This is a genomic window from Chromobacterium haemolyticum (assembly GCF_009936155.1).
Classification (GTDB): Bacteria; Pseudomonadota; Gammaproteobacteria; order Burkholderiales; family Chromobacteriaceae; genus Chromobacterium; species Chromobacterium haemolyticum.
In genome coordinates, this window is sequence record NZ_AP019312.1 from 539,836 (window position 1) to 563,723 (window position 23,888).

Below are 23,888 nucleotides of genomic sequence, written 5' to 3' on the forward strand. Positions count from 1 at the left end.
TACAGGGATGAAAAGCACAAAAACAATATTGGCGGTATCCGTGATTTCGGCGCTGTTGAGCGCCTGCGGCGGAGGTGGCGGCGGCAGCGCCGGCAACAGCAGCAGCGGCACGGCCGTTGGAGCGTCGGCATCTGGCAGGATACTGGCGACGGACGGCGCGGAAGTGGCGGCGCTGCAGTGCTCGGGCAATGCGTGCCGTTTGCCGGCCTCGGCCGGCAGGGCGCAATCGGGCTCCGCCTACCAATACACCAATACCGGCGTATTGGCGCAAACGGTGTCGATCAGCGGCGCAGCCTTGAGCACGGGCTGGCAGATGGTGGTGTCGCGCGTCAGCAGCGGCGACACCTCCAGCCAGGCCAAGCTGGGCGCTTCCGGCCTGCGCGGCGGATCGGACGCCGCCGCGGAGCGTCTGGAGGCGGAAAGCCGGGCGGTGATGGCCGCGGTGGGCGCAGCGGCCCGCTCCGGCGCCTTGTCGCTGCGGGCCGTCGGTTCGCACCGGTTGCTGGCGGAGCAGGCCAAGCTACAGGCGAGCAGCTACGCGATCGGCGACAAGCGGGTCTGGCACGATATGGACAAGGACAGCGCCACCAGCCTGCAAGCGATGCGCGACCTGCCCAACGGCGGCGGCAAGGTCTATGTGTGGGCGCAGGACGGGCTGGACGTCAGCGTAGGCAGCGACCAAGCCGACGCGCTGGCCGAGCGCTTCGCCAACAGCGTATATCCACTGGAGGCCTCGGTGGTCAGCGAGCCCTGGGGCGACGACATCGATCCGGGCTGGCGCGCGCTGGCCCTGCCCGGCGACACCAAGGACGTGCATCTGGTGCTGAGCCGGTTGAACGATCCGAACCAGGCCGGCGGCGGCCGTCTGCTCGGTTATGTGCGCTGGACCAACGCCTTGCTGGCGTCGGCCGCGCCGACCGTGTGCGGCGCCGACCAAGAGTGCCGCGACGTGGTGGGCAAGAGCAACCAGGCGCTGGCCACCTTCGTGGACCTGGACACCTTCGCCCAGGCCGATCCGGGCCGCAACTGGACCATGAAGGGCAACGGCCCCAGCCTGGCCTTGTCCACGCTGGCGCATGAATACCTGCATGTGCTTTACGCCTACAACAAAATCCTGCGCAAGCCGCCGAGCTCCGGCAATCCCACAGTGTGGGAAAACGAGCTGGCGGCCCAGACCATGGGCTATCTGGTGTCGGCGGACACCTTCACCGGCGGTCGCGGCAGCGACGCCAACTCCCATCCGGACCTGCGCCGCGGCGGCGACTTCGAAAGCTTCCTGCGCCGGCCGGCTTGCAATCTGAAGGGCTGGAGCGTGGCGGCGTCGAACTACACTTGCTACCCGAAAGCGCTGGCGGCGGGCATGCAGATGCTGCACCAGTTCGGCGCGGGGGTGATGAAGCCGTGGGTGACCGGAGGCAATACCGGCGAGCGGGCCTTGAACGACGGCTTGCGCGCGGTGGGCGGCGGCGATTACAGCAGTCTGATGCTGCGCCTCAACACCACGCTGGCGCTGGGCGGCAATCCGGCCAGCGGCTACGGTTTCCCGGCCAAGACGCTGAACTTGCCGGCCAACCAGTACTTTCCCCAGGGCAAGAGCCTGCTGCTGCCGGCGGTGCCGTTCCAGGCGCAGGAAATCGGCTGGAGCGCGTTGGCCACGGCGGAAACCTATAAGCAGAGCCTACCGCTGTCCCGCGGCGTGGCGCGGGTGACGGTGCCGGCCAACAGCCACCTGATCCTGGTCAAGCCGTGATGCGCGGGCTGCTACTGTGGCTGGGCCTTTGCGCCGGCGTCGGCGCCATGGGGTTGCCGCCGTGGGAGGAGGGGACCCTGGTGGCTGTGGGCGCGCCGCCGCTGGTGCGCCTGGGCGTGGAGAAGGGGGATGGCGGCACCTTCGTCATCCAGCCCGCCGCCGACGGCAAGGGCTTGGGGGCCGCGGAAGTGGCCGCGTTGAAAAAGCGGACCGGTTCGCGCATTCGCTATCGGGCCGGGCCGTTCAAGACCCATCCGCTGTTGGGGCGCGAGGCCGTGTTGCTGCAGGCGGAAGTGCTTGAGCCGCGTTGAGTCGTGAAAACCGCCTGGCGTCTTGACGACGCCAGGCGCTTGTCTTCCGGGCCTACAGGCCCAAATCCCGCCACATCGAGTCGACGCGCTGTTTGACCATTTCGTCCATCACGATGGGCACGCCCCATTCGCGATTGGTTTCGCCGGGCATCTTGTTGGTGGCGTCCAGGCCCATCTTGCCGCCCAGGCCGGACACTGGGCTGGCGAAGTCCAGATAGTCGATAGGCGTGTGCTCGATCAAGGTGGTGTCGCGTACCGGGTCCATGCGGGTGGTGATCGCCCAGATCACCTCTTTCCAGTCCCGGGTGTTGACATCGTCGTCCACCACCACGATGAACTTGGTGTACATGAATTGGCGCAAGAAACTCCAGCAGCCCATCATCACCCGCTTGGCGTGGCCGGGGTACTGCTTTTTGATGCTGACCACGGCTATTCGGTAGCTGCAGCCTTCCGGCGGCAGGTAGAAATCGACGATCTCCGGAAACTGCTTTTGCAGGATGGGCACGAACACCTCGTTCAAGGCCACGCCCAGCACCGCTGGCTCGTCTGGCGGCTTGCCGGTGTAGGTGCTGTGATAGATCGCGTTTTCACGCATGCTGACGCGGTCCACGGTCAGAACCGGGAAGCGGTCCTGCTCGTTGTAATAGCCGGTATGGTCGCCGTAAGGGCCTTCCATCGCGGTGTCGTCGGGGTGGATATGGCCTTCCAGCACGATTTCGGCGCGCGCCGGCACTTGCAGGTCCGAACCCAGGCATTTCACCAACTCTGTGCGGCTGCCGCGCAGCAGACCGGCGAACTGGTATTCGGACAGGGTGTCCGGCACCGGCGTCACCGCGCCCAGTATCGTCGCCGGATCGCAACCCAGCACTACCGCCACCGGATAGGGGCGATCCGGGAATTGCTGGCGGAACTCGCGGTAATCCAGCGCGCCGCCGCGGTGGGCCAGCCAGCGCATGATGACGCGGTTGCGGCCAATCACCTGTTGGCGATAGATACCCAGATTCTGGCGTTTCTTGTTGGGGCCGCGGGTCACGGTCAGGCCCCAGGTGATCAGCGGCGCCACGTCGCCGGGCCAGCAGTGCTGGATCGGCAAGCGCTCCAGATCGACTTCCTTGCCTTCCCAGACGATTTGCTGGCAGGGCGCCTTGCTGACTTCCTTGGGCGCCATCGACAGCAGCTGTTTCAACAGCGGGAGTTTGTCCCAGGCGTCTTTCAGGCCTTTGGGCGGCTCCGGCTCCTTCAGGTAGGCCAGGGTCTTGCCGATCTCGCGCAGCTGCATCACATCGCTGGCGCCCATGCCCAGCGCCACCCGCTCCGGGGTGCCGAACAAATTGGCCAGCACCGGGTAATCGAAACGCTTGCCGTCCTTGACTGGCTGTTCGAACAGCAGCGCGGGACCGCCGGCTTTCAGTACCCTGTCGCCAATCTCGGTCATCTCCAGGCGCGGGGAGACCGGGGCTGCAATTCGCTTCAGCAGGCCTTGTTGTTCCAATTGGGAGACAAACTCCCGTAAATCTGCATATTTCATGACCATCTCATGATCTGGCGCAAAGTTTGATATTAGGTGCTTGGATAATCTGCCACCGGACGCCGAACGCTACTGCTGCCCGCAGTCAAAGTCAACGATGGCGGCAAGCGCAAGGCCTGCATTCGACCAAACATGACAGGAGAACCCTATATGAAAAAGCTCGCTCTCGCCGCAATGATCGGCCTGGTTTCCGCTAGCGCCTTTGCCGCCCAAGGCGACATTCTGGCGCGCTTCCGCGTGATCAATGTTAACCCGGACGCCAGCTGGAGCAACTCCGGCGCGGTGGCGGGCTTGAATGTCGACGCCAAAGATTCTTGGGCGCCGGAAGTCGACTTCACCTACATGATCACCAACAACATCGGCGCGGAGCTGATTCTGGGCACCACTCGCCACGAAATCACCACTAACGCTTTCGGTTCCGTCGGCAAAGTATCGGTGCTGCCGCCGACCCTGACCCTGCAATACCATTTTGCTCCGGACGCTACCTTCCGTCCGTATGTGGGCGCCGGCATCAATTACACCCGTTTCTACAATGATGGTTTGCGTGCGGCAGCCGCCAATACCAATTTGAGCGTGAAGAAAAATAGCTGGGGCCCGGCGCTGCAACTGGGCGCGGACTACGCGATCAACAAGAACTGGTTCGTCAACCTGGATGTTAAGAAAATCTGGATCAAGACCGACGTGACCGCCGATCAACTGGGCGGCGCCAAACTGGGCGAACTGAAGATCGACCCGTGGGTATTCGGCATCGGCTTCGGCACCAAGTTCTGATCGTAAAACCTTTACGAGCCCAAAACGCCCTACGGGGCGTTTTTTCTTGCTTGTCGCGTTAGAATGGCCGATTGAGAACTTTCCGACACTGGAGAAGCAAGATGACTGATTGGGTTGCCCAGGCAGTGCGCAAGATCGAGGCCGATTTCAATCGCTCCAGCGACACGCATCTGATTCCGTTGCCCATCCCCGGCGCGCCGGAGATACAGCTCTATTTCAAGGACGAATCCACTCACCCCACCGGCAGCCTCAAGCACAGGCTGGCGCGCTCCTTGTTTCTGTACGGTTTGTGCAATGGCTGGATACGCGAAGGCAGCACCATCATCGAGGCATCCAGCGGTAGCACCGCTGTGTCCGAGGCCTATTTTTCCCGCTTGTTGGGCTTGCCCTTCATCGCGGTGATGCCCAAGAGCACCTCTCAGGAAAAAATTCGCGCCATCGAATTCTATGGCGGGCGCAGCCACTTGGTGGACGATCCTGCCACCATTTACGACGAATCCAAGCGTCTGGCGCAGGAGCTGAATGGTCATTACATGGACCAGTTCACCTATGCCGAGCGCGCCACAGACTGGCGCGGCAACAATAATATCGCCGACACTATTTTCACCCAAATGGCGTACGAACCCAATCCGGTGCCGGACTGGATCGTCTGCGGCGCCGGTACCGGCGGCACTTCGGCCACTTTTGGCCGCTACGTGCGCTACCAGAAGTTGCCGACCAAGGTTTGCGTGGTGGACCCGGAAAACTCGGTGTTCTACGACAGTTTCCATACCGGCAGCATGGATTGCCGCTGTGAGGGCGGCTCCGGGGTGGAAGGCATTGGTCGGCCTCGGGTGGAACCCTCTTTCATTCCAACAGTCATCGACAGTGTGATCCGGGTGCCCAATGTCGCCAGCTACGCCGCCATCCACTTTCTGGAAGAAGTGCTGGGTCGTCGTTGCGGCGGTTCCACCGGCACTAATTTTTACGGCGTTTGCGAACTGGTGGGGCAGATGCGCAGTCAGGGCCGCAGCGGCTCCATCGTCACGCTGATCTGCGATGACGGCAACCGCTACCTGGGCAGCTACTACGACCACGACTGGCTAAAGGCCAACGGTTTTGACATCTCGAGCTGGGTGGAGCGCTATCGCCGTTTCTTTAATGAAGGGCAGTGGTAAGCATCGTTTGGCGGCTCGTAGACGGCGAGATGCCGACCGTTGTTGTCAAAAAGCATCAATTATTTGAATTGGAACCATGTTGCGCCGCACCGAAAACCAGCGGGCGGCGCGCGGTTTTCTGCTGAGAAAATAGCAACTTACCGCCCCAGTTCGAACGCTTGGCACGCACAATGGAAAAAATGCGCTGAGGTCTTGAATTTTCAAGGGATTTCAACGGCCCCAGCTTTATCTTTTTTGTTAAACTGGCGCCCTTTTTCTTGGGCGGGGAAGATAATGGCTCTCCTTGAAATCAAAAATGTCGTCAAGCGCTTCGGCGACTACACGGCGGTCAACAATGTCAGCTTGTCGGTAGAAGCCGGCGAGTTCTTCACCCTGCTCGGGCCCTCCGGTTGCGGCAAGACCACCTTGCTGCGCATGTTGGCCGGTTTCGAGCAGCCGGATTCCGGCCAGATTCTGTTGGACGGTCAAGACATGTCGCAGGTGCAGCCGGAAAAACGTCCGGTGCACACCGTGTTTCAAAGCTATGCCTTGTTCCCGCATATGACAGTGCGCGAGAACATCGCTTTCCCGCTCAAAATGGCCAAGTGGGACAAAGACAAGATCGCCGCCCAGGTGGATGAGTTGCTGGAAGACGTACGTCTGACCCAGTTCGGCGACCGCTACCCGCATGAGATGTCTGGCGGCCAGCGTCAGCGCGTGGCCATCGCCCGAGCGCTGGTGGACCGCCCGCGGCTGCTGTTGTTGGACGAGCCCTTGTCCGCGCTGGACGCCAAGCTGCGCGAAGAAATGCAGCTCGAACTGATCAATCTGCAAAAAGAAGTGGGCATCACCTTCGTTTACGTCACCCACGACCAGGGCGAAGCGCTGGCGCTCAGCCATCGCATCGCGGTGATGAGCCATGGTCAGGTGGAGCAATTGGACGCGCCGGAAACCATTTACAGCAAGCCCAAGAACCGCTTCGTCGCGGACTTCCTCGGCCAGTGCAATGTGCTGGAGGGCAAGGTCAAGAGCGTGGATGGCGACACGATGCTGGTAGACCTGAAAGGTTGCGGCGAAGTGCGCTGTCTGACCGTGCCGGACGTGCGCGAAGGGCAGACCGGCTGGCTGGCGTTGCGGCCGGAGAAGGTCAAACTGGACAAAAGCCTGCCCGCTCACAACGACGAGGCTTATTTCAAGGGTCGCGTCCATGACTGTCTGTACCTGGGCGACGTCACGCTCTACGTGGTGGAAGTGGGCGAAGGCGTGATGGTGGAAGCGATGCTGCCCAACAGCATCCCGGGCGTCGCCAAATTCTTTGACGACAACGACATCGTGGAACTGGCCTGGCGCTTCGACGCCGGCAGCTTCCTGACGGAGTAAACGCGCATGGCGATTCGAGATCGATTCGGCAAGTGGGCGCTGTCGTGGCCGCCGCTGGTCTACCTGATCCTGTTTTTCCTGGTGCCGTCGCTGATCATGGTGGTGGCGGCTTTCCGCAATCCGGGCGATTACGGCGGCCTCGCGCCGTTGTATTACCTTGAGGAAGGCAAGCTGGTCTGGGATCTCACCCTGGACAACTTCTACCGGCTGGTGGAGGAACCGCTCTATATTGAGCTGTTCATCAAATCCGCCGGCTACGCGGGAATCACCACCGTGGTCTGCCTGCTGATGGCTTACCCGCTGGCCTGGCTGATTGCCCGCTCCGGCAAGAAATACCGCGACCTGATGCTGCTGTTGGTGATCCTGCCGTTCTGGTCCAACTTTCTGATCCGCATCTACGCTTGGATGATTATCCTGGGTCCGCAGTCGGCGTTCACCAAGATGCTCAACGTGGCGGTAACTTCGCTGGGCTTCGAGCCGGTGCGCCTGCTGTTCACCCCGTTCGCCGTCATCGTCGGCCTGGTTTACGTGCACCTGCCCTTCATGGTGCTGCCGCTGTACGCCAATCTGGAAAAGCACGATATGGCCTTGCTGGACGCGGCTCAGGATTTGGGCGCCAACGCCTGGCAGCGCTTCTGGCGCGTGACCTGGCCGCTGTCGCTGCCCGGCGTGTTCGCGGGCTCCGCGCTGGTGTTCATCCCCGCGCTCGGCATGTTCGCCATCCCTGACATCCTGGGCGGCACCGATTCCATCATGATCGGCAACCTGATCAAGCAGCAGATTCTGGACACTCGCGATTGGCCGTTCGGCTCGGTGCTGTCCATCATGTTGACGGGCGGCGTGCTGCTGATCGCGGCCTTGGGCGCGATGGTGGGCAGAGGAGGTAAGAAACGTGGCTAAGAAACAATCCCGTTGGTTGTGGGCGTCGGCGCTGCTGACCTATCTTTTCCTCTACCTGCCGCTGGTCATTGTGGTGCTGTACTCGTTCAACGACTCCAGGCTCAACGCGGAATGGGTGGGTTTCACTCTCAAGTGGTACGACAAGCTGTTCCACAACGAGAAGATGCTGAGCGCGGCGGCCAACTCGCTGATCATCGGCATCATCGCCAGCGCGTGCTCCACCGTGCTGGGCACGCTGGCCGGTATCGCCATGCATCGTTACAAGCTGCGCCTGCTGCCCTTCCTGGTGCTGACGCCCATCGCCATTCCGGAACTGCTGATGGGGGTGTCGCTGGTGATCTTCTTCGTCATCGTCAACCAGCTGATCGGCATTCTGGAACTGGGCATGATCACCATCCTGCTGTCCCACGTAGCCTTCTGCATCGGCTTCGTCGCCATCGTGGTGCGGGCGCGGATGCAGGGCATGGACGACAGCCTAGTGGAAGCCGCGCGCGATCTGGGTGCGACGCCGTTCCAGGCCTTCCGTCTGATCACTCTACCGGTGATCAAGCCTGGCATCATTGCCGGCGCGTTGATGGCTTTCACCCTGTCCATCGACGACTTCGTGATCACTTTCTTCACCGCCGGCGCCGGCGCAAGCATGCTGCCGCTGGAAATCTACTCGATGATCAAGATCGCGGTGACGCCGGAGGTGAACGCGGTTTCCAGTTTGCTGATGTTGTTGACCTTGGTGCTGATCGTCATTGCTTCGCGCGTGTCGCCCAGCGCATTGCGGGCCAATGGCTAAAAGCCTGTTTTAAGAGCCGCAAACAAAACCGCGCAGCATACCTGAGCCAAGGCGCGCCGATGCAGACAGTACTCGTCGTACGACAAGTCGGCGCACGCAGGACCAGGGGTTTTGTTGGCGGGTCTAAGTAGTAGGGCCCCGGCCGGGCACAAGGGAGCCGGCCGGTTTTTCATGTAGTCGCAACGCACTCGTGCGAATAGAAGGAAAAACGCAATGAAAAAAGTCCTCGTGACGCTTGCCCTGGCCGTATCTGCTCAGGCGTACGCAGCGGAAGAACTGCACCTCTACAACTGGAACAACTACCTGTCGGAAAGCACCGCCAAGAGCTTCGAAGCCTACTGCAAGTGCAAGCTGGTGCAGGACTTCTACGGCGACAACGAAGAAATGCTGGCCAAGCTGGCCGCCGGCGCCAAGGGCTACGACATCGTGGTGCCTACCGGCTTCGCGGTGGAAGCGCTGATCAAGCAGGGTAAGGCTCAGCCGCTGGATAAAAAGCAGCTGCCCAATTTCAAGAACCTGAACGCAGGCTATCTGAACAGCTTCTTCGACAAGGGCAACCAGTATTCCGTACCCTACGCCTTCACCACCACGCTGCTGGGCTACAACGAAACCAAGCTGAAAGAGCTGGGCTTGCAGGACAAGGCCAATAGCTGGGCCTTGATCTTCGATCCAGCCGTATTGGCCAAGCTCAAGGGCAAGATCACTGTGCTGGATTCCCAGCGCGAACTGGTGTCCGCCGCCTTGATGTATCTGGGCAAGCCGGCCAATTCCACCAACCCAGCGGACTGGAAAGCCGCGCGCGACGTGATCCTGAAAGCCAAGCCTTACTGGGCGGCTTTCAACAACCAGAGCTATATCAAGGAGCTGACCGTGGGCAACATTTATGTTGCGCTGGGCTATTCCAACGATATGTACCAGGCACAGCAGGACGCCAAGAAGGCCGGCCGCAAGTTTGGCGTCAATTTTGGTTTGCAGAAAGAAGGCAACACCCTGTCGCTGGACAACTTCGTGATATTGAAGGATGCGCCGCGCAAGGACCTGGCTTACAAGTTCATCAACTTCATGCTGGACGGCAAGAACGCTTCCGGTCTGACCAACGAGATGGGCTCGGGCAATCCCAACGCCGCTGCTGGCAAGTTCGTCAAACCGGAACTGACCAAGGTGCATGCGATCTTCCCGACCGCCAGCGAACTGCCGCGTCTGCAGCAGCTGAAAGACCTGAACGCCAAGGACCGCCGCGAGCTGAACAAGGTGTGGTCCGAGATCAAGTTGAAGTAAGCGGGATACTCTCTATATAGGAAAGGCCGGGAAACCGGCCTTTTTTCATTTCAGTCCCAGCGTCGGCGCGCCAGTTCTCCAATGGAGGAGATGCGGATATCCACATGCGCTGGTCGCCGAACCTGCTTGCTGACCCAGATTGTTTTCATGCCCAGCTTCTTCGCCGTCAGCAGATTGGGCAGCGAGTCTTCCACCATGATGCAGTGCCGCGGATCCAGCTTCTCTCTGGCCAGCACTTTACGGAAGGCGCTCACGTGAGGCTTGGGTACATAGTCCAGTTGCTCGACGCCGTAAATGGAATGGAAATGCCGTTCTATCGCCAAACGCTGCAAGATGCCTTCCACATAGTGATGCGGCCCGTTGGAGAAAATCACCTTGCGACCGGGCAGGGCGCGCAGCGACTCAGCCAGATTGTGTTCGGCGAACAACCACTGCTCCAGCTCCTCCAATTTGTGGGTTTCCAATAGAAAGTCGTGCGGATCGATGTTGTGATGGGTCACCAGGCCGTGCATGGTGGCGCCGTACTGCGCCCAGTAACGCTCCCGCAACAAGCGCGCTTCCACGGCGTCCACCTGCAGATGTTTCATCATATAGGCTGACATCGCATGGCTGATGTGGGCAAAAATGCCGCCGCTGGCGTGGTGCAGCGTGTCGTCCAGGTCGAAAATCCAGGCTTTGTTGCGCATTATCGTGCTTCTAGAAGGGCGGACGAGGGGAGGAATTATCGTTTTTTCAATCCGAAAGCGACAGTCCTTATCAGTGCCGGCGGCGAGGCTCAAGTTTGTTTGCGCAGATGATTCAATATAAATCATGGAGATAGCTTACATGGGGCGGCTTTCGTCAAAAAACTTTCACAAAAGGTGTTGACGGGTGTGGGGGCGTGACGTATAGTTCGCCTCCTCAGCAGACAACGCAGCGACGGAAACGAAACGCAGCGATCTGCACTGATCTTTAACAGAACGAATAACCGATAGGTGTAAGTGCTCGGTCGATGACCAAACACTTGCACTGCAAGACGAGAAATGTCTCGATGTTTCTTTGATCTTGCGTGCCAGAAAATTTGCTTGGAATTGAACTGAAGAGTTTGATCCTGGCTCAGATTGAACGCTGGCGGCATGCTTTACACATGCAAGTCGAACGGTAACAGGGTGCTTGCACCGCTGACGAGTGGCGAACGGGTGAGTAATGCATCGGAATGTACCGTGTAATGGGGGATAGCTCGGCGAAAGCCGGATTAATACCGCATACGCCCTGAGGGGGAAAGTGGGGGACCGTAAGGCCTCACGTTATACGAGCAGCCGATGTCTGATTAGCTAGTTGGTGGGGTAAAGGCTCACCAAGGCTTCGATCAGTAGCGGGTCTGAGAGGATGATCCGCCACACTGGGACTGAGACACGGCCCAGACTCCTACGGGAGGCAGCAGTGGGGAATTTTGGACAATGGGCGCAAGCCTGATCCAGCCATGCCGCGTGTCTGAAGAAGGCCTTCGGGTTGTAAAGGACTTTTGTCCGGGAGCAAATCCCAGTGGTTAATACCTACTGGGGCTGAGAGTACCGGAAGAATAAGCACCGGCTAACTACGTGCCAGCAGCCGCGGTAATACGTAGGGTGCAAGCGTTAATCGGAATTACTGGGCGTAAAGCGTGCGCAGGCGGTTGTGCAAGTCTGATGTGAAAGCCCCGGGCTTAACCTGGGAACGGCATTGGAGACTGCACGACTAGAGTGCGTCAGAGGGGGGTAGAATTCCGCGTGTAGCAGTGAAATGCGTAGAGATGCGGAGGAATACCGATGGCGAAGGCAGCCCCCTGGGATGACACTGACGCTCATGCACGAAAGCGTGGGGAGCAAACAGGATTAGATACCCTGGTAGTCCACGCCCTAAACGATGTCAACTAGCTGTTGGGGGTTTGAATCCTTGGTAGCGAAGCTAACGCGAGAAGTTGACCGCCTGGGGAGTACGGCCGCAAGGTTAAAACTCAAAGGAATTGACGGGGACCCGCACAAGCGGTGGATGATGTGGATTAATTCGATGCAACGCGAAAAACCTTACCTGGTCTTGACATGTAACGAACGCCGCAGAGATGTGGTGGTGCCCGAAAGGGAGCGTTAACACAGGTGCTGCATGGCTGTCGTCAGCTCGTGTCGTGAGATGTTGGGTTAAGTCCCGCAACGAGCGCAACCCTTGCCATTAGTTGCCATCATTAAGTTGGGCACTCTAATGGGACTGCCGGTGACAAACCGGAGGAAGGTGGGGATGACGTCAAGTCCTCATGGCCCTTATGACCAGGGCTTCACACGTCATACAATGGTCGGTACAGAGGGTCGCGAAGCCGCGAGGTGGAGCCAATCTCATAAAACCGATCGTAGTCCGGATCGCACTCTGCAACTCGAGTGCGTGAAGTCGGAATCGCTAGTAATCGCAGATCAGCATGCTGCGGTGAATACGTTCCCGGGTCTTGTACACACCGCCCGTCACACCATGGGAGTGAGTTTCACCAGAAGTGGGTAGGCTAACCGTAAGGAGGCCGCTTACCACGGTGGGATTCATGACTGGGGTGAAGTCGTAACAAGGTAGCCGTAGGGGAACCTGCGGCTGGATCACCTCCTTTCTAGAGAAGGTTGTTGATCGAGTACTTACAGCCTATCGGTTATTCGCGAGTTTGAGTGTCGCGATCAGAGTGCTTAATGAGTACTGTGATCGCGTTGTTTAAACGCACTGATCTTTAACAAACTGAAGAAGCCGAATATATAAAGACGGCGAGAAGGACGATGGAGTTAACTCTTCATTGGCTGGATCGTCATCTTGGGTATTTGATTGTATCTAGGCTACGTCGCCATATCAAAAGGGGCGGTGTAGTCGTCGCACAAACACAACTTGTTGTTTTAGTGATCCAGGTTACTGAAATGATAGGGTCAAGCGACTAAGTGCATCTGGTGGATGCCTTGGCGATCATAGGCGAAGAAGGACGTGTAAGCCTGCGAAAAGCGCGGGGGAGCTGGCAATAGAGCTTTGATCCCGCGATGTCCGAATGGGGAAACCCCTCCGCAAGGAGATCCCGTGCTGAATACATAGGCACGAGGAGGCGAACGCAGCGAACTGAAACATCTAAGTAGCTGCAGGAAAAGAAATCAACCGAGATTCCGTTAGTAGTGGCGAGCGAACGCGGAAGAGCCTGTACGTGTTATGGATTGTGTTAGTGGAAGGTTCATGGAAAGGACCGCCATAGTGGGTGATAGCCCCGTACACGAAAACACATTCCAAGGACTAGGCGTACGATAAGTAGGGCGGGACACGAGAAATCCTGTCTGAAGATGGGGGGACCATCCTCCAAGGCTAAATACTCATGATCGACCGATAGTGAACCAGTACCGTGAGGGAAAGGCGAAAAGAACCCCGGGAGGGGAGTGAAATAGAACCTGAAACCGGATGCATACAAACAGTGGGAGCGGACTTGTTCCGTGACTGCGTACCTTTTGTATAATGGGTCAGCGACTTACGTTCAGTAGCGAGCTTAACCGAATAGGGGAGGCGTAGGGAAACCGAGTCCGAATAGGGCGTTTTAGTTGCTGGGCGTAGACCCGAAACCGAGTGATCTATCCATGGCCAGGATGAAGGTGCGGTAACACGCACTGGAGGTCCGAACCCACTAGTGTTGCAAAACTAGGGGATGAGCTGTGGATAGGGGTGAAAGGCTAAACAAACTCGGAGATAGCTGGTTCTCCCCGAAAACTATTTAGGTAGTGCCTCATGTATCACTTCCGGGGGTAAAGCACTGTTATGGCTAGGGGGTCATTGCGATTTACCAAACCATGGCAAACTCTGAATACCGGAAAGTGCGAGCATGGGAGACAGACGGTGGGTGCTAACGTCCATCGTCAAGAGGGAAACAACCCAGACCGCCAGCTAAGGTCCCAAATGATCAGTTAAGTGGTAAACGAAGTGGGAAGGCCTAGACAGCCAGGATGTTGGCTTAGAAGCAGCCATCATTTAAAGAAAGCGTAATAGCTCACTGGTCGAGTCGTCCTGCGCGGAAGATGTAACGGGGCTCAAACTGATAACCGAAGCTGCGGATTTGCACGTAAGTGCAGATGGTAGGGGAGCGTTCTGTAGGTCTGAGAAGGTGTCTCGTAAGGGATGCTGGAGATATCAGAAGTGCGAATGCTGACATGAGTAGCGATAAAGCGGGTGAAAAGCCCGCTCGCCGAAAGCCCAAGGTTTCCTACGCAACGTTCATCGGCGTAGGGTGAGTCGGCCCCTAAGGCGAGGCTGAAAAGCGTAGTCGATGGGAAACGGGTTAAAATTCCCGTACTTTTATGCAGTGCGATGTGGGGACGGAGAAGGTTAGGTCATCAGACTGTTGGAATAGTCTGTTTAAGCCGGTAGGCTGGGGAGGTAGGCAAATCCGCCTTCCCTTAAGGCCGAGACGTGATGACGAGGGTCTACGGACCTGAAGTGACTGATACCACGCTTCCAGGAAAAGCCACTAAGCTTCAGCTGCATAAGAACCGTACCGCAAACCGACACAGGTGGGCAGGATGAGAATTCTAAGGCGCTTGAGAGAACTCAGGAGAAGGAACTCGGCAAATTGATACCGTAACTTCGGGAGAAGGTATGCCTCTTAGAGTGAATCCCCCGCGGGAGGAGCTTTGAGAGGTCGCAGAGAATCGGTGGCTGCGACTGTTTAACAAAAACACAGCACTGTGCCAACACGAAAGTGGACGTATACGGTGTGACGCCTGCCCGGTGCTGGAAGGTTAAGTGATGGGGTGCAAGCTCTTGATCGAAGCCCCAGTAAACGGCGGCCGTAACTATAACGGTCCTAAGGTAGCGAAATTCCTTGTCGGGTAAGTTCCGACCCGCACGAATGGCGTAACGATGGCCACACTGTCTCCTCCTGAGACTCAGCGAAGTTGAAGTGTTTGTGAAGATGCAATCTCCCCGCTGCTAGACGGAAAGACCCCGTGAACCTTTACTGTAGCTTTGCATTGGACTTTGAACAGACTTGTGTAGGATAGGTGGGAGGCTATGAAGTGGGAACGCTAGTTCTCATGGAGCCGTCCTTGAAATACCACCCTGGTGTGTTTGAGGTTCTAACCTTGGTCCGTGATCCGGATTGGGGACAGTGCATGGTAGGCAGTTTGACTGGGGCGGTCTCCTCCCAAAGTGTAACGGAGGAGTTCGAAGGTTACCTAGGTACGGTCGGAAATCGTGCTGATAGTGCAATGGCAAAAGGTAGCTTAACTGCGAGACCGACAAGTCGAGCAGGTGCGAAAGCAGGACATAGTGATCCGGTGGTTCTGAATGGAAGGGCCATCGCTCAACGGATAAAAGGTACTCCGGGGATAACAGGCTGATACCGCCCAAGAGTTCACATCGACGGCGGTGTTTGGCACCTCGATGTCGGCTCATCACATCCTGGGGCTGTAGCCGGTCCCAAGGGTATGGCTGTTCGCCATTTAAAGTGGTACGTGAGCTGGGTTCAAAACGTCGTGAGACAGTTTGGTCCCTATCTGCAGTGGGCGTTGGAAGTTTGACGGGGGCTGCTCCTAGTACGAGAGGACCGGAGTGGACGCACCTCTGGTGTACCGGTTGTGACGCCAGTCGCATTGCCGGGTAGCTAAGTGCGGAAGAGATAACCGCTGAAAGCATCTAAGCGGGAAACTCGCCTGAAGATGAGACTTCCCTGAGGGCTTGACCCTCCTGAAGAGTCGTTCGAGACCAGGACGTTGATAGGTCGGGTGTGGAAGCGCTGTGAGGCGTTAAGCTAACCGATACTAATTGCTCGTGAGGCTTGATCCTATCATTTGAGTGTCTTGGGTAACCGAGAGACGATGAGATAGTGGTTGTGCGACACAATTGAATACCGAATATATGTGGGTTGATGAAACATCAACTCAGGCTTCTTCTAGTTTGTACCAGTTTATGTCTGGTGGCCATAGCGAGGTGGTCCCACGCCTTCCCATCCCGAACAGGACCGTGAAACGCCTTAGCGCCGATGATAGTGTGGCATTCGCCATGTGAAAGTAGGACACCGCCAGACGCCCGATTGCGAAGCCCAGCTCATACGAGCTGGGCTTTTGCGTTGGTGCTGCTGAGACGGCGCTACAACAAGCCTCCCCATGGGAGGCTTTCGCGCGTCTGGAAACTAGAAATCCACGCGCATGACCAGGCGTGGATCGCTGTGGCCGAAGTAATGAGGCTGATGTTCGATAACGGAGAAGCCCTGGCTTTGGTACAGCCTGACCGCGGAGTTGTCGGGGTGGACCGTCAGTTTCGCGTGGCTGGCCTGGCGCGCCCGCAGCGCCTGCAGCAAGGCCTGCAGCAGTTGCTTGCCGAGGCCCTGTCCGCGGCAATGCTCATGGACCGCCAGCGACATAATCCAGAATTCTCCTTGCCCGCTGCCTGGAGCGCCGATGATGTAGCCGCCCAGTTCTCCGTCTTGAGCGCCTGGCGCGACGAAGAATAGGTCCGGCCACAGGTCGTGAGCCTGGCGGAAGAAAAAGTCCGGGTAGACGTGATGACCGAATACCGCTTGTTCGATCTGGAAGACCGGGGCGATGTCTTGGAGTTGCGCCGGGCGTGCCGTCATCTGAAAACATCCTTTTGCGTGTGCGTTTGAGCGGGGAAGCCTACTGCAATGTCCGGCGCTTGCAAAGGCGCGGGACAAGAAAAAAGCCGCGCTGGGCGCGGCTTGCAGCGAGCGCGGCGGCTCACCACATCACTTTGACCTTGTCGTTGCCCAGCCAGTCCTGCAGCGCCAGCAAGAGGCCGTCGTCCAAGCGGACGCCCCAGGGCGGGGGCAGCATCAGATCGCCGCTGGCCGCGCCGTTGTTGTAATGGATGCGCACCGGGCAGCCGGCGTCCTCGCTGCGGAACGGATGCAGTTGGGACTTGAGCTTGCTAACGTCCACCTTGCCGGCAAGCTTCAGCGACAGGCTGCGTGCGTAGCGGCTGCGCGCCTCGCCCAATTCATAGACTTTATCGGCGACGATGCGCAGGCCGCCGGAGAAGTTGTCCTCGCTTACTTTGCCTTCTATCACCAGTACTACGTCGTCTTTCAACCGGCTGCGGTTGGCTTCGAAGCTTTCAGCGAACAGGCTGACTTCCAGCTTGGCGCTGCCGTCATCCAACTGGACGAAGGCCATTTTGCCGCGGTTGCCCACTTTGACTCGGATGCCAGTGACGAAACCGGCCAGGAGTTGCGGCTCTTTACGCGGGCTGAGCCGGGACAGCGGGGTTTTGATGAAGCCGCGAATTTCCTTGGCGTACGCGGCGAAGGGATGGCCTGACAGATAGAAGCCGATGGCCAGCTTTTCCTCCGCCAGTTTGACTGCGTCGCTCCACGGCTTGATTTCCACCATTTCCACGCTGGGGGCGACATCGTCGCCGAACATGTCGAACAGGCCGCCCTGATTGGCGTTGGCGTGTTCTTGCTCGGCGGCGTTCATCGCCAGGCCGACATTGCCGAACAACTTGGCCCGGTTGGGTTCGATGCTGTCGAAGGCGCCGGCGCGGATCAGCGCCTCGATCACGCGCTTGTTGACGATTTTTTTATCGGTGCGGCGGCAGAAGTCGAACAGGTCCTTGAACGGGCCGGATTCCGCGCGTACCGCGACGATGTGGTCGACAGCCGCTTCGCCGGTGCCTTTGATCGCGCCCAAGGCGTAGCGGATGTGTTTGCGGTCTACCGGCACGAAGCGGTAGTAGCTCTGGTTGACGTCCGGCGGCAGGAAGATCAGGCCGTTTTTGCTGTCCACGCTGTCGTCGTAGAACACCTTGAGCTGGTCGGTGTTGTCCAATTCAGAGGACATGGTGGCCGCCATGAAGGCCGCGGTGTGATGGGCCTTGAGCCAGGCGGTCTGGTAGGACACCACGGCGTAGGCGGCGGTGTGCGACTTGTTGAAGCCGTACTCGGCGAACTTGGCCATCAGGTCGAACAGCATCTCGGCCAACTTGGGATCGTAGCCCTTGGTGGCCGCGCCCTGGGCGATCTTGCCGCGGTGTTCGGCCATTTCCTCGGGCTTTTTCTTGCCCATCGCGCGCCGCAGCATGTCGGCGCCGCCCAGGGTGTAGCCGCCGATGATCTGCGAGATCTGCATCACTTGTTCCTGATACACGATCACGCCGTAAGTCGGGTCCAGGCAGGCCTGCAGGTCCGGGTGGTAGTAATCGACCTCCTGCTTGCCGGCTTTGCGCAGGATGAAGTCGTCCACCATGCCGGAGCCGAGCGGGCCGGGTCGATACAGGGCCAGCACAGCGATGATGTCTTCGAAACGGTCTGGCTTCAGTTTTTCCAGCAGCCGTTTCATGCCGTCCGATTCAAGCTGGAATACGGCGGTAGTGTTGGCCTGTTGCAGTACTTTGTAGGCGGCGGGGTCGGTGAACTCGAGCAGGTTGAGATTGGTGTCGAAACTCGGGTCCAGGTTTTTGATGTAGTTGACCGCCAGTTCGATAATGGTCAGGTTGCGCAGGCCCAGGAAGTCGAACTTCACCAGGCCCACTTTTTCCACATCGTCCTTGTCCAGCATCGATACCGGCACCGCGCCGTCGGCGCTGGCTTGGTACATCGGGCAGAAGTCGGTGATTTTGCCCGGCGCGATCAAGACGCCGCCGGCGTGCATGCCGATGTTGCGGGTCAGGCCTTCCAACTTCTTGGCCAGTTCCCATAGCTCGCGCAGCTCTTCCTCGTTTTCCAGTCGCTCGCGCAGCACCGGCTCCATTTCTACTGCGTCGTCCAGTGAATACTGCTTGCCGGGCGCGGCCGGAATCAGCTTGGATACGCCGTCGCAGAACATATAGGGCAGGTCCAGCACCCGGCCAACGTCGCGCACTACCGCCTTGGCGGCCATGGTGCCGAAGGTGGCGATTTGCGATACCGCCTCGGCGCCGTATTTCTGGCGCACGTACTCGATCACGCGGTAACGGTTGTCTTGGCAGAAGTCGATGTCGAAGTCGGGCATCGATACCCGCTCGGGGTTGAGGAAGCGTTCGAACAGCAGCGCGTAAGCCAGCGGATCGATATCGGTGATGCCTATGCTGTAGGCCACCAGCGAACCGGCGCCGGAGCCGCGGCCCGGCCCCACCGGGCAGCCATTGTTTTTTGCCCAGTTGATGAAGTCGGCAACGATCAGGAAGTAGCCGGGGAAGCCCATCTGGATGATGGTGTCGCACTCGATCTTCAAGCGCTCGTCGTAACGCTGCCGCTCTTGGGCGCGGACTTCCGGGTCGGGGTAGAGCTTGGCCAGCCGTTCTTCCAGGCCTTCCTGGGACAGGTGCACCAGGTAGTCGTCCAGTGTCATGCCGTCCGGGGTGGGGAATTGCGGCAGGTAGTTTTTGCCCAGTTGCACGCTGATATTGCAGCGGCGGGCGATTTCCACTGAGTTTTCCAGCGCTTCTGGAATGTCGGCGAAGCGCTCCAGCATCTGGTCAGTGGACAGGAAGTACTGGTTTTCCTCGAAGCTGCGCGGCCGGCGCTTGTCGCCCAGGGTGAAGCCCTCTGCGATGCAGACGCGGGCCTCGTGGGCCTTGAAATCGTCCGGGTCCATAAACTGGATCGGGTGGGTGGCCACTACCGGCAGGCCGATCTCGCCGGCCAGCCACAGCGAGGCTTGCACCGCGTTTTCCACCTGCGGGTTGTCCAGGCGTTGCAGTTCCAGGTAGAAATTGTCCGGGAAGCAGCGTTCCCAATATTCGGCGCGGCGGCGCGCTTCGTCGCGCTGGCCCATCAGCAAGGCTTGGCCAACGTCACCCAGGTGAGCGCCGGACAGGCAGATCAGGCCGCTGTTGTCGCCGTTTTCCAGCCAGGCGCGCTTGAGCTCGGCACGGCCGCGGTACTGGTTGTGGGTATAGGCGTCGGCCAGCAGTTCGCACAAGCGCCCGTAGCCCTGACGGTTCTTGACCGTCAGCATCAGGCGATAAGGCTTATCGCGGTCTTCCTCGTTTTCCAGCCAGACATCGCAGGACACGATGGGCTTGATGCCTTTGTCCCGGCAGCCCTTGTAGAACTTGACCATGCCGAAGATGTTCATCAGATCGGACATGCCCACCGCGGGCATATTGTCCTTGATGGCGCGCTTGATGGCGTCATCCAGGCGCACGATGCCGTCGGTGATGGAGAACTCCGAGTGGAGGCGCAGATGGATAAAACGAGGTGAGTTCATCACGCCATTTTACCTGCCGAGCGGTTGCGACACCATCGCCGGGCGCATTTGGCGCGCTAGTATTTTGCTGCTTTGCAGCATTAGAATGATGGCATCAGAGAGGAGTTGATATGGACTGCGACATCAAGATGCTGCCGCCCGAAGCGGTGTATCCCTTGCTGGTGGGCAGCGTGCTGCCCCGGCCCATTGCCTGGGTCAGCACCCAGGATTTGCGGGGCGTGGCCAACTTGGCGCCGTTTTCCTTTTTCACCGTGGCCAGCGTGAAGCCGCCGGTGCTGGCGCTGAGCATTCTGACGCCGGCCGACGGCGGGGTGAAGGACACCTTGGCTAATATTCGCGCTACCGGGGAGTTTGTGGTTAACGTGGTGCCGGAACGCTTGGCGGAAGAGATGAATCTGAGCTGCGGCCCTTACGCGCCGGATGTGGACGAGTTCGATCTGGCTGGTGTAGCCAAGGCGCGCAGCCGGCAGGTGAGGGCTCCGGGTGTGGAGCAGGCGCCGCTTCGCTTCGAGTGCGTGTTGACCCAGTGCCTGGCCTTGGGCGATGGCGCGGGCGCCGGCAACCTGGTGTTGGGCGAGGTGCGTCACGTGCATGTGGCGGATGAGGCGTGGCGCGATGGTCGCGTGGCGGGCGAGGTCCTGGCCTTGGTGGGCAAATTGGGAGGCGACGAGTTCAGCCGCGCCGAGCCCGCCTTCAGTTTGCGGCGGCCGGGAGCGTGACGGCGCGGCGGCTTTGGCTGTTCAGTTCGTCCAGCAGCGCGTAGCGCCGCTGATATTCCGCGCGCTTCTTGCTGGCGATCTCGGTCAGGGGCTTGCGCGGCAATTGCAGAGGCAGGCTGAAGAAACGTTTGCAAGCGGTGGGCTGGGCATCGAAGGTGTCCCAGAAGCTATCATAATCGGCGAAGAATTCACGACGATAGCGCCAAGAGCTGTAGATATGCTGCCATTTGCTGACCGCCAGTACCTGGCTGGCGCCTATCTCCCGAGCCAGCGCGATCAAGGCCTCCACTGCCAAGCGCTTGGGAAACAGCCCATGACTTTGCTTGGTCAGCTGGTGCACGGCTTCCGCGCCATGGGGTTTGCGCGGGCCTTGCAGGCCGCCGATGATGATGGCGGTTTCGCCCTGGCGGCGGGTGATGGTGAAAGTCAGCGTGGCGATGGCGACCCGCTCCTCCGAGCAAATTTGCAAGGATAGTTCGCCCTCTTTGTCGAAGCTGTGGCGGTGCGTCAGCACCGCCGTGATCGCGGCGTCGTTTTTGCCGAGCAACTCGGCCAGCGTCAGGCCTGCGTCGCAGAGCAGGCTGCGGTAGGCGGTGGGAGACACACGCTCGGCCAGCGTCTGATAGTGTTCGCGTAAGGCCGCCAGTTTGCCGCTTGGGCCAAGAGAACGATATAGGTAGGGGCGATGGAGCTTGCAGGCCAGCCTAGGATTAGCCTGCAGGTGGCGGCGTAGAGCGGGTTGGCCCCAGCTATCCAGCCAGCGTAGAGTCCATGGCAAGGTCAGCAGTCCGCGTAGCGCGAATTTACAGCGGTTCTTCCCTTCGTCGAATCCGTCCTCGCGGGAGAAGCGCCCACTGGCCAGGGACCAGAACAAATCCACTGCGTTCAGCGCCGACATACCATAACCTCAAGAAAAAAAGGGTTAAGGCTACGTTATCCCGGCGCTGTGATTGTTAAGGAATATTGGGCAAAATGTGACGAATTGTGACGGTTTCGCCTGAAATTGATTCCTTTGTAATTATTTCTTGGCCTTCAACAGCAGGCCCAGCGGCTGCTCCAGCCGGTAAAGGCGGAAGCGCTCCTTGGGGTCGCCCGGACGTTGAAAACTTTCCGCGGGCTTCAGGCCGGCCAGGTAGGGCGGCAACTGGTCGTGCAGGGACTGGACCAGCAGCCAGCGGCAGTTTTTGGCCTGCGGCGTGCTTTCCAGCCGCAGCGTGCGGTAGTCGGCGTAGTAGTCCAGCAGCGCGCGTTGCGGCTCGCCCAGGCCGACGCTGGCGACGCACTCGCCCTGTCGGCCGATGTCGGCGAGGACGGGGCGCAGTGGAGCGAAAGTTTCGCGATAGCGCATACCGTGATCCAGCGCCGGCAGCCACAATGTGGCTAGACCACCCCACAACAGCACGATGGTCAGGCTCCAGCGCCAAGCAAAGCCGGGAGCCGTGTTTGATGGGAAACGCCGCCATAAGCAGGCCACGCCGCCGGCAATCAGGCCGAAGGCCATCCAGGTCCACGGGTGCCATTGCGGATGCCAGTCGGTGAATTTGCGGTGCAGCAGGTGGCGGGCGAATTGCGCGGGCTCGCCTGTGGAGAGCACCCAGGCGATCGCCAGCACGACGGCGCCCAGCGTCAGGCAGAGCAGAAGGCTGAAGCCGGACAGCGCGCGCCAGCCGCGGTGGGCTTCGCCGGCGCGCAAGCCGGTGATGGCCAGCAGCGCCAGCGGCAGCAGCAGGGGCATCGCATACAGTTCGCGGGCGTCGCCCGCCAGCGACAAGACCGTCAGCGTCACCAGCCAGAGCAGGGCAGGCGCGGCGGGCCAGGCTCGGGTCCATTGCCGGCGGCCGCGCCAAAGCCCCCACAAGGCCAGTGGCAACACCGGGATGCCGTACCAGGGCAGGGTGCGGCCGTAGAAGAGCCGCGGCGCCTTGGGACCCAGATGGGCGCTGCCGTCGAAACGGCCGAAGTTGTTCACCTTGAACCAGAGCTGGAACAAGGCCGGATCGCGCAAGTACAGGCTCAAGCCCCACAGCGCGGCCAGCGGCAGGCCGATCAGCGCGGCCAGCAGCAGACCGCCGGCGTAACGGCGGTTGCGGTAATCGGGGTGCAGCGGCAGTAGCAAGGCGGTCAGGCCCAGGCAGCCGGGGCCCAGCAGGCCCTTGCTCAAGAAGGCGGCGCCTCCGCCCAGGCCCAGCAGCGCGCCGCCTAACCAGGCGCGCCGGCGCAGCAGCACCAGTCCGGCCAGGCCCCAGGCGACGCCGGCCAGCAGCGCGGTATCGGTGATCATTTGATGGGCGCGCATCGGCAAGCCCAGGCAGCCCAGCAGCAGCAAGGCGCCCCAGGCCGCGGCGCGCCGGCCGTACAAGGCGCCGGCGGAGACGGCGGTACCGGCCAGCGCCAGCGCCATCCAGCCGCCGGCGGCCAGGCGGGCGGCGTCCGGCGCGCTGAGCCAGCCGCCGAACAATTGCATGGTGAAGGCGGCGCTGATGAAGAACAGCGGCGGCTTTTCCATGAAGGGCTCGCCGGCCAGCGTCGGCACGATCCAGTCGCCGGTCTCTGCGATATGGCGGACCAGGCCAAAGGTATAGGCTTCGTCTGGCTTCCAGGGCTCGTGGCCTATCAGGCCGGGCAGCAGCCAGGCAACGGCAATGAGCAAGAACAGCCAAGCGGGGATGGGCGGCAGGCCGGAGTCAGCGGGCTGCTCGGCGGGTGGGGTGGAAAAACGCATGGAGTCCGCGGAAAAGTCGTTGTTATGGGAAAGGGGAGGGCGCGCCGTCCCGTTCATCACGATAATGCGTAGCGGCCACGGGCTTCTGCCAGGAAGGTCCGCGGCCGGACGGTAGAGTGTAGCGTTGTTTGCGCTTCAAGCAAACTTGAGCTTGGCCGCATGGGAAGGGGGCTGCTTCAATTGTGCGGCGGGTCTTTTGGCCGCATCGAGTGCAGCGCGGACCTCTGCATTTCCAGGGCTTTTATCTGCATGCTGAGCATGCCCATATTCATGGTCAGCCAGCTTTCCACCACGCGCAATTCGGCCAGCTTGCGGTCTATCTCCTCCTCGCTCATCGGCGGTAGAAACGGCTGCATGCCCGGCGGGGTGGCGGTTTGCCAGAACTGGCGGAACAGGGCGAAGGGATCGTTGGGGTTGAATTCGTTGCTCATGGGCTGCTCCCTCGG

16 protein-coding genes and 3 rRNA genes are annotated in these 23,888 nt (G+C 59.8%); 12 read left to right on the plus strand and 7 right to left on the minus strand.

Annotated features, from left to right (window positions below; all coding sequences use genetic code 11):
- Positions 1 to 7 precede the first annotated feature (7 nt).
- Together GYH29_RS02560 and GYH29_RS02565 are read left to right on the plus strand one after the other, a co-directional pair.
- Positions 8 to 1,750: a M30 family metallopeptidase gene (locus GYH29_RS02560; RefSeq protein ID WP_161523134.1), complete on the plus strand. Its 1,743-nt coding sequence runs from the start codon at positions 8 to 10 to the stop codon at positions 1,748 to 1,750.
- Complete coding sequence (locus GYH29_RS02565) at positions 1,750 to 2,061, plus strand: hypothetical protein (RefSeq protein ID WP_019103651.1); 312 nt, start codon at positions 1,750 to 1,752, stop codon at positions 2,059 to 2,061. Before GYH29_RS02560 ends, GYH29_RS02565 begins: the two co-directional genes overlap by 1 nt.
- Positions 2,062 to 2,113: 52 nt before the next feature.
- On the opposite strand, the gene ubiD is transcribed toward GYH29_RS02565, so the two are convergent.
- Positions 2,114 to 3,589 carry a 4-hydroxy-3-polyprenylbenzoate decarboxylase gene (gene ubiD / locus GYH29_RS02570; RefSeq protein WP_161523135.1) on the minus strand — a complete coding sequence of 492 codons (1,476 nt, stop codon included), beginning with the start codon at positions 3,587 to 3,589 and terminating at the stop codon, positions 2,114 to 2,116.
- A 150-nt stretch (positions 3,590 to 3,739) separates the two neighbouring features.
- Between ubiD and GYH29_RS02575 the strand changes: the two genes are divergently transcribed.
- From GYH29_RS02575 to GYH29_RS02600, 6 genes are all read left to right on the plus strand, one after another.
- The gene (locus tag GYH29_RS02575; RefSeq protein ID WP_043594562.1) at positions 3,740 to 4,360 is read left to right on the plus strand and encodes an OmpW/AlkL family protein; all 621 of its coding nucleotides are present in this window, start codon (positions 3,740 to 3,742) and stop codon (positions 4,358 to 4,360) included.
- A gap of 101 nt (positions 4,361 to 4,461) precedes the next feature.
- Positions 4,462 to 5,517, plus strand: coding sequence for a PLP-dependent cysteine synthase family protein (locus GYH29_RS02580; RefSeq protein ID WP_081556576.1), 1,056 nt, complete (start codon positions 4,462 to 4,464; stop codon positions 5,515 to 5,517).
- 273 nt (positions 5,518 to 5,790) lie between these two features.
- Complete coding sequence (locus GYH29_RS02585; RefSeq protein WP_043636108.1) at positions 5,791 to 6,876, plus strand: ABC transporter ATP-binding protein; 1,086 nt, start codon at positions 5,791 to 5,793, stop codon at positions 6,874 to 6,876.
- Between the two features lie 6 nt (positions 6,877 to 6,882).
- The gene (locus GYH29_RS02590) at positions 6,883 to 7,776 is read left to right on the plus strand and encodes an ABC transporter permease (RefSeq protein ID WP_174243631.1); all 894 of its coding nucleotides are present in this window, start codon (positions 6,883 to 6,885) and stop codon (positions 7,774 to 7,776) included.
- Positions 7,769 to 8,563, plus strand: coding sequence for an ABC transporter permease (locus GYH29_RS02595; protein ID WP_039755527.1), 795 nt, complete (start codon positions 7,769 to 7,771; stop codon positions 8,561 to 8,563). The genes GYH29_RS02590 and GYH29_RS02595 overlap by 8 nt, the downstream gene beginning before the upstream one ends.
- A gap of 213 nt (positions 8,564 to 8,776) precedes the next feature.
- Positions 8,777 to 9,841, plus strand: a complete 1,065-nt coding sequence (locus GYH29_RS02600) for an ABC transporter substrate-binding protein (RefSeq protein WP_043594567.1) — start codon at positions 8,777 to 8,779, stop codon at positions 9,839 to 9,841.
- A gap of 50 nt (positions 9,842 to 9,891) precedes the next feature.
- Here GYH29_RS02600 and GYH29_RS02605 read toward each other — a convergent pair whose 3' ends face one another.
- On the minus strand, positions 9,892 to 10,527 hold the full coding sequence (locus tag GYH29_RS02605) for a pyrimidine 5'-nucleotidase (RefSeq protein ID WP_161523136.1): 636 nt from the start codon (positions 10,525 to 10,527) through the stop codon (positions 9,892 to 9,894).
- 386 nt (positions 10,528 to 10,913) lie between these two features.
- Here GYH29_RS02605 and GYH29_RS02610 point away from each other — a divergent pair.
- From GYH29_RS02610 to rrf, 3 genes are all read left to right on the plus strand, one after another.
- Positions 10,914 to 12,449, plus strand: a 16S ribosomal RNA gene (locus tag GYH29_RS02610).
- A 302-nt stretch (positions 12,450 to 12,751) separates the two neighbouring features.
- Positions 12,752 to 15,640 (plus strand): 23S ribosomal RNA (locus GYH29_RS02615).
- 126 nt (positions 15,641 to 15,766) lie between these two features.
- Positions 15,767 to 15,881 (plus strand): 5S ribosomal RNA (rrf, locus tag GYH29_RS02620).
- The 16S, 23S and 5S rRNA genes sit together here, the layout of an rRNA operon.
- A gap of 105 nt (positions 15,882 to 15,986) precedes the next feature.
- Here the strand turns inward: rrf and GYH29_RS02625 are convergent.
- Entirely contained in the window at positions 15,987 to 16,430 is a 444-nt protein-coding gene (locus GYH29_RS02625; protein ID WP_043594288.1) for a GNAT family N-acetyltransferase, read from the minus strand.
- Between the two features lie 121 nt (positions 16,431 to 16,551).
- Complete coding sequence (dnaE, locus tag GYH29_RS02630) at positions 16,552 to 20,001, minus strand: DNA polymerase III subunit alpha (protein WP_081576386.1); 3,450 nt, start codon at positions 19,999 to 20,001, stop codon at positions 16,552 to 16,554.
- Positions 20,002 to 20,111: 110 nt separating this feature from the next.
- Between dnaE and GYH29_RS02635 the strand changes: the two genes are divergently transcribed.
- Positions 20,112 to 20,720, plus strand: coding sequence for a flavin reductase family protein (locus tag GYH29_RS02635; RefSeq protein WP_043594292.1), 609 nt, complete (start codon positions 20,112 to 20,114; stop codon positions 20,718 to 20,720).
- On the opposite strand, the gene GYH29_RS02640 is transcribed toward GYH29_RS02635, so the two are convergent.
- From GYH29_RS02640 to GYH29_RS02650, 3 genes are all read right to left on the minus strand, one after another.
- The gene (locus GYH29_RS02640) at positions 20,695 to 21,618 is read right to left on the minus strand and encodes a VirK/YbjX family protein (protein ID WP_019104591.1); all 924 of its coding nucleotides are present in this window, start codon (positions 21,616 to 21,618) and stop codon (positions 20,695 to 20,697) included. The genes GYH29_RS02635 and GYH29_RS02640 overlap by 26 nt on opposite strands.
- A gap of 120 nt (positions 21,619 to 21,738) precedes the next feature.
- Entirely contained in the window at positions 21,739 to 23,442 is a 1,704-nt protein-coding gene (locus GYH29_RS02645; RefSeq protein WP_161523137.1) for an ArnT family glycosyltransferase, read from the minus strand.
- Between the two features lie 176 nt (positions 23,443 to 23,618).
- A complete protein-coding gene (locus tag GYH29_RS02650) occupies positions 23,619 to 23,873 on the minus strand; it encodes a PhaM family polyhydroxyalkanoate granule multifunctional regulatory protein (RefSeq protein ID WP_043594294.1) in 255 nt (84 codons plus the stop codon).
- Between the last annotated feature and the right edge of the window lie 15 nt (positions 23,874 to 23,888).